This is a genomic window from Deltaproteobacteria bacterium, from assembly GCA_016874775.1.
Classification (GTDB): Bacteria; Desulfobacterota; Binatia; order Bin18; family Bin18; genus VGTJ01.
The window spans coordinates 24985-35314 of sequence record VGTJ01000041.1 but is presented as its reverse complement, the minus strand read 5'-3'; the positions used below and the strand labels follow the sequence as shown (position 1 = coordinate 35314).

The following is a 10330-nucleotide window of genomic DNA, read 5'->3' as shown; positions in this document are numbered from 1 at the left end:
GTAACCGTATAGAGGCCCCAGCGGGGCCTTCCTAAGAGTTACCGCCCCCAGCGGGGGCTTCGGAATGTGCTCGGCCCCTTCGGAGGGGCCTTCTTAATACCACGGCCTCTGGCCGTGGTAGCTTATTTCGTTCAGCCTGACACTCTGGCAGTGTTGGGACCGCAATTGCGGCTGTTCCAGTATTCCCTTGCCTTGCGATTGGCAATCTTCTACAGTGCGCCGCGATGATGAACTTTACTCAATATCGCGCACGTTACGATGCAGAGTGTGCTCGCTTGAAAGAAGCATTTGCGCAACTATCGATGGCGGAGAAGAGTCGGCGGGTTCTGGGACATGACAATCCGTTGCTCTACTCGTCTCAGGCGGTCGGCTCACGCTTGAGTGCAACTGGGCTCTCTGAACACGCCTTGGCACGTAACCTTGAACGACAAACCGCACAATTTGAGCAGATCGCCTATCAGACCCTGGTGCGTGCTCCATTGCGGCGACTGCCGTTGCCAGATACGCAATGGATTTTTCTCGACTTTACTGGACAGACTGGTGGGTGGCGTTATCAACGTGCAGAGGCGGTTGAGAAATTTCGTGCAGCGATTGCCGGGAAATCTCCGGAATCCTCGTGTCGTTTCCTGAGCGGTGGGATTGTGACTTCTGAGATGTTGAACCGTCTCATGGTCGAAGAATTCTCACGGCCCGGCGCCTCATTTCAAACGACGGCCAAGCAACTCACTTGCCGCTTCCAGCTCTGGGTCGCCCGCGCTCGTAGTGATATTCCACGTGGCGCGTGTATTCGTATCGACTGATGAAGAATGGTGGAGAAAAAGAAAAAGGCCCTTATTCAGGGCCTTTTTCTTTCGGATCGCTTCGCTTCTTAGGGATGTTCGATTTTTAGGTTACTTCTTTTTTGCGGGGGCTTTCTTCTTCGCCTTTGAAGCGGTCTTCTTTGCGGGGGCTTTCTTCACTGCTTTCTTCACGACTTTCTTTTTTGCTGCTGCCATAGAGACCTCCTATCTTTCTGAGTGAGTTGTGGGAACCCCTCGTTATGATATTTTTTTGTGAAGCGAAGCTCCATTCGTCGATCTTTGTAGCAGATCATCATTCATCCCGCAATAAAAAATCGTCACATTGTGAAAAAAATTTAATCATTCTTACTTCATCGCAAAGGCCTTTTTTCCCAGATAGCGTGCACGCGTTCCCAGCTCTTCTTCGATACGTAACAGTTGGTTATACTTCGCGGTCCGCTCACCACGACACACACTGCCAGTTTTGATTTGCCCGGCGTTGAGCGCAACGGCAAGGTCAGCAATGGTGGTGTCTTCTGTCTCTCCAGAGCGATGCGAAATGACAGACGCGTAGCCGTGCTGTTGCGCGAGCGCGCAAGTGTCGAGCGTCTCACTCAGGGTGCCGATTTGATTGACTTTGACGAGAATGGCGTTCGCCACGTGCTCGTTGATGCCACGCGCGAGTCGCGTTTTATTCGTCACAAACAGGTCGTCACCTACGAGCTGCACGCGCTTGCCCAGCTCTTTGGTTAAGAGTTGCCATCCTTCCCAGTCATCCTCAGCGAGACCATCTTCAATCGAGACGATGGGATACTGCTTCGTCCACTGCGCATACAAGGCCACGAGGTCAGCCGCACTGCGCGTTTTTCCGCCAGACTTGTGGAACACATAGGTTCCGTTCTCGTACAACTCGGTTGATGCCACATCGAGGGCCAAGGCGATATGCTTGCCCGGTTGATAGCCTGCGCGAGTGATGGCCTCGAGCAGGATGTCGAGGGCTTCTTCATTGGAACGTAGATCCGGGGCCACCCCACCTTCGTCGCCGACCGCCGTCGTCAATCCTTTATCTTGCAGAATACGTTTGAGCGTCGCGAAGACTTCTGCCCCCATCCGTAAGGCCTCGCGAAACGAACGTGCTCCGATCGGGACGATCATGAATTCTTGAATATCGATGTTGTTGGTCGCGTGGGCTCCCCCATTTAAGACGTTCAACAATGGGACGGGGAGGGTGTTGGCGTTACGTCCACCCAAGGAGCGATACAATGGCACGGCTGCACCAGCAGCAGCTGCTTTGGCGATGGCGAGCGACGTGGCAATCAACGCATTCGCACCTAAGCGTTTTTTGTTCGCGGTTCCGTCGAGATCGAGGAGGACGTGATCCAGTTTTTGTTGTGCACTGGCGTCTTTTCCGGCTAAGCGTGGGCCGATCACTTTGTTGACGTTGTCCACTGCCTTCTGTACCCCTTTACCGCCATACCGTTTGTTACTACGGTCACGGAGTTCCCAGGCTTCGTGTGCACCAGTCGAAGCCCCGGAGGGGGCTGCCGCGCGGCCCACTGCGCCACTAGAGAGCACGACGTCTACTTCAACAGTGGGGTTCCCTCGACTATCGATGACTTCCCGAGCGATAACCTTTTTGATCTTCATCTCAATCCTTTCTCTGGGCATGCTGGGGCAGTTCGTTGCTCTGCACCGTGCAAGCGCGTAAGATGCCTATTCTACAAATTATGCGTATATTTAAAAAACTGTGGCTCCCGACGCTTCTCCTCTCGTATGTCCTGTTAGCGCTTTCCACTGCGATTGGGGAACATGGATTTGTCCATTTGTGGAGTTTGCGCCAGGAACAACGCTCGCTTGAATCCACAGCGGTCGCGCTGTTGGAAGAAAACAAAGATCTTCGAGATCGCATTAGTCGATTGAAAACGGACAATCGGTATCTAGAAAAAGTTGTGCGGGAAGAACTGAAGTTCGCGAGAAAGGGAGAATTCCTCTATCTATTCCGGGGTTCATCTGAGGCGCCGGAGCAAGGAAGAGACGAGACTGTTAGTGACAGGACCCATGAGTCCACTACGGATGCTGAACTCCCTCGGTAGTCTCAGCGTGTTGTCCTTGGCAGACTATTCGTCGTCGCCGTCACCACCACCTTCTGTGAAGTCCTCATATTCATCGGGGTCCATCAGGTCTTCAAGTTCAGTTTTGTCGCTCAATTCAATTTCGAGCAACCACCCTTCACGATAGGGATCTTCGTTGACCAATGCAGGTTGATCTTCCAAATCTGTATTCGTTGCTGAAATGGTTCCGCTGATGGGAGCGAGAAGATCTGAGACGGTTTTCACCGATTCGACTTCACCAAAACTCTCACCACGTTCAAGGACGTCTCCTACGTCCGGCAACTCCACTGCAATAATTTCTCCGAGTTCGTCTTGGAGATATTCCGAAAGACCGACTTGAGCACGGTTGCCCGTGACTCGTACCCACAAATGATCTTCGGAAAACTTGAGGTTCTCAGCCATGATTTCTGCTCTGCCTCCTCTGGTGTCACTTGTTAGCGAGGTCCTTGCCCTCTGTCAAGAAAACTTTTTGCGTTAGCGGCGCGAGTCTCGCCGAAAAAGTCGCGTCGCGCCTCGACCTGATTCCAGTCCGTGTTCCATTTCGCGGACAATTTGTCGGGCCGCTTCGCGGGGATCTTTGGCATCGCGAATGGGTTTCCCCACGACCAGGTAGTCGGCACCAATGCGCATCGCCTCTTCCGGCGTCAGCACGCGCTTTTGGTCATCCCAGGCTTCACCTTGCGAGCGCACTCCAGGGACAACTAACAACAGGTTCTTTCCACACTCGCGACGAATGCGGGCGATTTCCATTGGCGAGGCAACAACGCCATCCATACCTGATTCCTGCGCTAATTTAGCTAACCGCACCACTTGGTTTTCGACACCGGTAACGACGCCCGTTCGTTTGAGGTCCTCTTTGTTCAAGCTCGTGAGGACCGTTACCGCGAGAATTTTGGGGCGTCGCAGGTTTTCAGTTCTGCACACTTTGTTTACGTCGACGAGCGTTTGGTGCATCATTTCTGAACTGCCCGAGGCATGGAGATCAAACATCCGCACCCCTAACCGGGTGGCTTCGACACCAGTACGAGCGACGGTGCGGGGAATATCGTGAAACTTGAGGTCGAGAAAAACTTCGCCGCCTTTATTCTGAATAAAGCGAACAACTTGCGGGCCGCCATGTAAAAAGAGTTGTTTGCCGACCTTGAAGAGGCCAACCTCGTCTTTCAGCAGTGAGACGTATTCCTTGACCTCAGCCATGGAGGCCACATCAAGGGCAAAGATCAAACGCTGCCGGACTTCACTTTGGCGTGAAGTCAGAAATGGCCATGCGAGATGTACCATTAGTGATTTTCCCGGCTGAGCGTGATGAGCGTCTCGACGATTTGCCCAACCCCGACTTCGGTTCCTTGTTTTTCTGTTCGCCGCTTCAATTCCACCATACCTCGGGCGAGCGACTTTGGCCCAATGGTGACGCGCAGTGGCGTACCGAGTAAATCAGCATCCTTGAATTTGACCCCTGGACGCTCGCTCCGGTCATCAAGCAGAACATCAATACCAGCAGTGAGGAGTTGCGTATAAATGCCTTCTGCTGTTGTCCGGCTCTGTTCATCATCCCAGTTGACCGGGACAATTTGTACAGAAGCTGGAGCTAGTGGTAGCGGCCACTGAATACCATCTGCATCATGATGCTGCTCAATCGCCGCGGCAACCGTCCGCGTGATCCCAATACCGTAACAGCCCATTTCCATGGGGTGATCTTGCCCCTGTGCATCCTGATAGGTGGCATTTAAGGCCTTACTATACTTTGTCCCGAGATAGAACGTTTGCCCAACCTCAATCCCACGATGCGTGGTAAAGATGCCAGATTCACACCGTGGGCATGCATCTCCAGCTCGTGCTTGTCGTAGGTCAGCAAACCGTACATTGCCGAGATCTCGTCCAAAATCGAGACCAGTCTGATGATAATCACGTTCATTCGCGCCACAGATCATGCCCACAGCGCCACGCAAGGTGTTGTCGCTGACGAGTGTGGCTTTGATACCAATCGGGCCAGCGAATCCGATTGGTGCATTCGTGGTGCGAACAACAGTGTCTTCATCCGCGAGTGCGACCCACTGGCAACCAAGGGCTGTCTTGAGCTTCGGCTCACTCAGTTCGTGATCACCACGAATCATGGCGGCAATGACGGCTCCCGTATCTGTGACGTAGATCAACGTTTTGACGAATCGTTCTGGAGACTCACCGAGAAATGTCGAGACTTCTTCGATCGTGCGTTGGTCGGGCGTATGCACTTTCTTTAATGCAGACGACGCTGAACCCTGGACACTAGACTCTGGACGAGTCCGTATTTCAGCTTTCTCGACATTTGCGGCGTAGGTACACTTATCACAACTGACGATGGCATCTTCGCCAGAGTCGGCGAGCACTTGGAATTCATGTGACAGAGTGCCACCGATCGCACCGGTATCGGCTTCGACTGGACGATATGTCAGCCCACAACGATCGAAAATGCGGCGATATGTGTCATACATGTTTTGGTATTCGCGCTGACAATCGGCAAAGTCAGTATGAAAGGAATAGGCGTCTTTCATAATGAATTCGCGCCCACGCATCAGGCCAAAGCGGGGACGCACTTCATCGCGAAACTTGGTCTGAATTTGGTACAGATTTAATGGCAGGTCTCGGTACGAACGGATTTCGCGTCGCACGATATCGGTGACGACCTCTTCGTGTGTCGGTCCGAAACAGAAGTCTCGCTCATGCCGATCTTTAATACGGAGCAATTCTTTGCCGTAATGTTCCCAGCGTCCGCTTTCTTGCCATAACTCAGCCGGGCAGACGGCTGGCATGAGGATTTCCTGAGCACCAGCACGATTCATTTCTTCGCGGACAATGTTTTCGACTTTACGTACGACCTTCAGCCCGAGCGGGAGAAAATCGTAAATCCCGCGAGCAACCTGGCGAATCAGTCCCGCACGAACGAGAAGTTTGTGACTAATGACTTCCGCCTCAGCGGGGTCGTGCCGAAGGGTAGGAATCAACGTATGGCGATAACGCATGGATAATATTCTACCGCAAGTAATAGTAATTGCGGGAACATTAGACAGTGCAAGGGAAAGGTGTCAAGTCGGGCAACCGGAAGAGTGAAAAATGTAGCCGTGGGAGTTTTCATTATCGGAGTGAAATCGTGTAGGTTATGCGATATGTCATTTTTCCTGAACAGCCGGTTGAACCCCCTTTCTCTTTGGCCGATACCTTCGAAAGGAACTTTTGTCAGCGCTGATCATACAAAAGAGTCCCCGACGATAGGCGCTACGGTGGGCAAGTACGTGAAATATTTTTTCGTGGTCCTCTGCTTTGGTGTGAGCATTGGGTATCTTTTCACACGGAGCAGAGACATTGGTATTGGTGCGATAATTGTTGCCGTGTATGCTGGGCTTTTCTACATCTGGCGAAAAACTCAACCTCCGAAATACAAAGACCGCTACCCGATCATCCACTATCGCGGCCATCCAGCACGGAAAAAGAAGTCTCCGGCGAAATTTTTTCGTTAGTAAGCAGCGCCGAGACCAGGCCCTCCCTGTTCCCGGCTCACTGCGTGACTATTCAGATCCAGACTTACTTATGCTCCATCGCATGCATCGCCACGGTGCTATGCGCAAATGACCCACCAGCTCGTAATGCCATTGCGACAAAGATACTCTCTGCGACTTCCTGTTCCGTCGCTCCTGCTGCGATCGCTTTCTTGGTGTGAACATCAATGCAGTAGGGACACTGGGTAACATGTCCAACCGCAACGGCGATCAATTCTTTCGTCTTCACATTCAGTGCGCCTTCTTCAAACGCTTTCTTGTCGAATTCGACAAAAGCCTTGAACGTGTCCGGCTTGAGATCGCGCAGTTTCTTGAGGTCCTTCATTCCATCAGCGGGGTAAAAGTGATCGGCCATAAGTGATTCTCCTTTCTTGCTCACATGTATTCCGTTTCACGTATCACGTTCTACGCCTCACGCAACCTGTGTCACGGTTGTCGTTACTGCTGTGTTCTCCGTACAAGCATTTCCTTCTCCGAGATAGTGGTTAAGGGAAAAGCTTGTGGTGAGCCGTCGCCCTTTAAAGAAAAACGGGATACATAAGTCCTTTTTTCATGATAAAAAGGACTTATGTACTCCAGACTGTTAGACGTCCAGCGGCAGAAAAGTTTCTTTCTCTTTGGTCCACGTGGTGTGGGAAAAACCGCGTGGCTGAAACAGACTTTTCCCGAGGGGCTCTACCTCGACTTACTCGATTCCGAGTTGCATCTGCGACTGGTGGCCTCCCCGCGACGACTCGACGACTTGATTCCACGCGGTTTTTCCGGCTGGGTGATTCTCGATGAGGTCCAACGTGTTCCGGAGATCCTCAATGAAGTGCATCGCTTGATCGAAAGTCGGCGGCTACGCTTTATTCTCACGGGGTCGAGTGCGCGTAAGCTGCGGCGGCGAGGGGTCAACCTCCTGGCTGGGCGTGCGCTCACGCGCTTTATGCATCCGCTCACCGCCACCGAACTGGGAAACGATTTTCAACTGAAACACTCCCTTCAGTTTGGTTGTTTACCAGTAGTGTACACGGAACCAAATCCTAAAGCCTATCTTTCCAGTTACGTCACGACTTATCTCCGCGAGGAAGTGCAGCAAGAAGGACTCCTGCGCAACCTTGGCGCATTTACCCGCTTCTTGGAAGCGGCCTCGTTCTCGCAAGCGGCGGTTCTCAACATGACCGGTGTCGCACGAGAGTGTGGTGTCGAGCGGAAAGTAGTGGAAGACTACTTCACGACCCTGGAGGACCTGCTGCTGGCCGTACGTATCCCTGTGTTCTCTCGTCGTGCCAAACGGCGAGTGAGCACGCATCCGAAGTTTTTCCTATTCGATGCGGGGGTGTTCAATATCCTCCGTCCGCGCGGACCGCTCGATGCCGAGTCGGAAATTGCCGGGCCGGCATTGGAGACACTGCTCCTTCAGCATCTCCGTGCGCTAAACGATTACTACGAGTTAGGCTATCAGATTTTTTTCTGGCGCACGGCGACCAATGTCGAAGTGGACTTTGTCTTGTATGGCGAGCGCGGCTTATTAGCTATCGAAGTGAAACATTCCGCCCGGGTGCGTGACGAAGATTTCCAAGGACTTCGTGTGTTTCTCGCGGACTATCCACAGGCGAAGGCTTTTCTCTTGTATACCGGCTCTCGGAGTTGGCATGAGCGAGGAGTGGAAGTGATGAACTTCGCCACTGCGGTTCAGCGCTTGCCCCGCATACTGCGGGGCGAGAAAGCGCCAAGGGAATCATAAGCATCCTCCGTGCGAAAACCGTCTGCAGCCTGATCCGCCGGAAACGCTTCGCTTATTCCGGCCTACACTCTGCGTCTCGTCAAGCACATGCAAACCGCTGTAGGATGAGTTGTACGAACCTTGCACTCTGTCAACGAGGGTGGTACGACGCAAGCAAAAGGTCGACGAGAAAAACAAAGGAGGACGTATGAGCACTCAAGTATCACAAGAAGAGCACGATGCTCGTGTTGCGCGCTTTGGGGATCTCAAGCCGATCGACTACGCGAGCTTTATCAAGAACTACAAACCTGATGGCACCCAAGGGTATGCGCTGATTGGTCGTGCGGGAAGAACTACCCCTGCGATCAGTGGAGAACATGGCTTCACTATGGCGGTTAATAAAGTCAGCCCTGGTAAAGGAGCGCCGCTCCATTGCCACCCCAAACCGGAAGTGTTCGTTGTACTTTCTGGGACATGTTCGTTTTTCTGGGGCAATAAAGGTGAGAACGAAGTGACCCTTAGTCAGTGGGATACGATTTCTTTTCCCGCAGGAACGATGGAAGGATTCCGTAACGTCGGAAACGAAGAGGCCACATTGTTAGTGGTGTTAAGTGGTTCGGAGATTGGTGAAGTGACGTTTGAGAAGCGGTGAAGTGGTCAGTTATTAGTTGTCAGTTATTAGTTATCAGCGGCGTAATCAAAGCGCGAAAAGAAGGGCTAGGGCTGGGAGGGAGCGACTATAGGTTTCCCACCTGATAATGATGCGCGTCCACCCTTCGACAAGCTCAGGATGGACGGGACAGGGAGTGAACGCGTTGAGCTTTTTCCGTTCATGCTGAGCCTGTCGAAGCATGATCCGCATTCACTAAGAACATCCATTTAGGCAACCTATAGCTCCTAACCCCTAATCCCCCCCAGCCCCTAGCCCCTTGTTCCCGGCCTCTAGCCCCACACCGTGTCTTTTCCTATAATCCGCCCCGCCACACTCGGAGGGGTAACTATGGATTTCGATTACTCGCCACAAGAAGAGTCGTTTCGTCAAGAGTTGCGTGCGTGGCTGAAGGCCAATCTGCCCGCAGAGTATGACCCAGAAACATTTGAGCGGCTTGATGAGCAGGAGCAATTCAAGATCCGCCTCAAGTGGCAACAGAAGTTGCATGCCGCGAATTTAGTTGGCGTGCACTGGCCGAAAGAATACGGTGGCCGTGGCGCAACCATCATTGAGCAGGCGATCTATCAACAAGAAATGTCGCGCGTGCGGGCTCCTGGTATCGCCAATCCGATGGGGATTTCGCTGGTCGGTCCGACCTTGATGCACTGGGGCACCGAAGAGCAGAAGAAACGCTACATTCCCAAGATTCTCAGTGCCGAGGAGATTTGGTGCCAGGGGTATTCTGAACCTGGTTCAGGGTCAGATCTTGCCTCGCTGCAAACACGGGCGGTCGAAGATGGCGATTCCTTTGTCGTCAACGGACAGAAAGTGTGGACCAGCTATGCCCATCAGGCAAACCGCTGCATCCTCGTTGTTCGCACCGACCCTGATGCACCAAAACACAAAGGTCTGTCCTATCTCTTAGTCGATATGAAATCACCTGGTGTGACTGTGCGACCACTGGTGCAAATCACCGGCGATTCGGAATTCAACGAAGTATTCTTTGAAGATGTACGCGTGCCCAAGGCCAATATCGTCGGTGAGAAGAACCAAGGTTGGCAAGTGGCGGTGACCACACTGATGTTCGAGCGGGTGAATTTCAGCATTATTTATCAGATCGGGCCGATGCTGCAGAAATTAGGAGAACTGGCTAAACGCTTACGGGTGAATGGTCACACTGCGGCTGAAGATCCTGCGGTACGACAGAAACTCGCGCAGTTTGCGATTGACGAGCAAGCCATCAAGCTCAATGGCTTTCGTCAGTTGACACGACAACTCAAAGGCGACCCGCCGGGTCCAGAAGGGTCGATTGGTAAACTCGCTTCGAGTGAGTTGTACGGACGTATTGCGCAGTTTGCGGTGGAACTGCTAGGACCGTACAGCCAGATGGCGCTGGGAGAACTGCACGGTGTTGATGGCGGCTACTGGTCGCAACGAGCGCTGGCCTCACGTTTGTACACGATTGCTGGTGGGACGTCAGAAGTGATGCGCAATATCGTTGGTGATCGTGTGCTGGCGCTGCCAAAGGGGTAGAAAAGCATTCAGCA

At 52.7% G+C, this 10330-nt stretch carries 11 protein-coding genes; 6 read left to right on the top strand and 5 right to left on the bottom strand.

The features are described from left to right. Nucleotides 1-224 precede the first annotated feature (224 nt). Nucleotides 225-800 (top strand): hypothetical protein, encoded by a 576-nt coding sequence (locus FJ147_09335; GenBank protein MBM4256087.1) that lies wholly within the window; start codon nt 225-227, stop codon nt 798-800. Nucleotides 801-1145: 345 nt separating this feature from the next. On the opposite strand, the gene FJ147_09330 is transcribed toward FJ147_09335, so the two are convergent. After that, complete coding sequence (locus FJ147_09330; GenBank protein ID MBM4256086.1) at nt 1146-2426, bottom strand: phosphopyruvate hydratase; 1281 nt, start codon at nt 2424-2426, stop codon at nt 1146-1148. 80 nt (nt 2427-2506) lie between these two features. Between FJ147_09330 and FJ147_09325 the strand changes: the two genes are divergently transcribed. Continuing rightward, on the top strand, nt 2507-2872 hold the full coding sequence (locus FJ147_09325; protein ID MBM4256085.1) for a septum formation initiator family protein: 366 nt from the start codon (nt 2507-2509) through the stop codon (nt 2870-2872). A 24-nt stretch (nt 2873-2896) separates the two neighbouring features. On the opposite strand, the gene gcvH is transcribed toward FJ147_09325, so the two are convergent. The 3 genes from gcvH to FJ147_09310 form a co-directional block, all read right to left on the bottom strand. Beyond that, nucleotides 2897-3292, bottom strand: a complete 396-nt coding sequence (gcvH, locus tag FJ147_09320) for a glycine cleavage system protein GcvH (GenBank protein MBM4256084.1) — start codon at nt 3290-3292, stop codon at nt 2897-2899. Nucleotides 3293-3364: 72 nt separating this feature from the next. Then, nucleotides 3365-4171, bottom strand: a complete 807-nt coding sequence (pyrF, locus tag FJ147_09315) for an orotidine-5'-phosphate decarboxylase (GenBank protein MBM4256083.1) — start codon at nt 4169-4171, stop codon at nt 3365-3367. Next, nucleotides 4171-5889 carry a proline--tRNA ligase gene (locus FJ147_09310; protein MBM4256082.1) on the bottom strand — a complete coding sequence of 573 codons (1719 nt, stop codon included), beginning with the start codon at nt 5887-5889 and terminating at the stop codon, nt 4171-4173. The genes pyrF and FJ147_09310 overlap by 1 nt, the downstream gene beginning before the upstream one ends. Before the next feature lie 270 nt (nt 5890-6159). Between FJ147_09310 and FJ147_09305 the strand changes: the two genes are divergently transcribed. Continuing rightward, on the top strand, nt 6160-6384 hold the full coding sequence (locus FJ147_09305; protein ID MBM4256081.1) for a hypothetical protein: 225 nt from the start codon (nt 6160-6162) through the stop codon (nt 6382-6384). 64 nt (nt 6385-6448) lie between these two features. Here FJ147_09305 and FJ147_09300 read toward each other — a convergent pair whose 3' ends face one another. Further along, a complete protein-coding gene (locus FJ147_09300; GenBank protein MBM4256080.1) occupies nt 6449-6778 on the bottom strand; it encodes a carboxymuconolactone decarboxylase family protein in 330 nt (109 codons plus the stop codon). A gap of 213 nt (nt 6779-6991) precedes the next feature. Between FJ147_09300 and FJ147_09295 the strand changes: the two genes are divergently transcribed. From FJ147_09295 to FJ147_09285, 3 genes are all read left to right on the top strand, one after another. Continuing rightward, the gene (locus FJ147_09295; protein ID MBM4256079.1) at nt 6992-8152 is read left to right on the top strand and encodes an ATP-binding protein; all 1161 of its coding nucleotides are present in this window, start codon (nt 6992-6994) and stop codon (nt 8150-8152) included. Nucleotides 8153-8339: 187 nt separating this feature from the next. Continuing rightward, nucleotides 8340-8783, top strand: coding sequence for a cupin domain-containing protein (locus FJ147_09290; GenBank protein MBM4256078.1), 444 nt, complete (start codon nt 8340-8342; stop codon nt 8781-8783). A 348-nt stretch (nt 8784-9131) separates the two neighbouring features. Continuing rightward, nucleotides 9132-10316 carry an acyl-CoA dehydrogenase gene (locus FJ147_09285; GenBank protein MBM4256077.1) on the top strand — a complete coding sequence of 395 codons (1185 nt, stop codon included), beginning with the start codon at nt 9132-9134 and terminating at the stop codon, nt 10314-10316. The last annotated feature ends 14 nt before the right edge of the window (nt 10317-10330 follow it).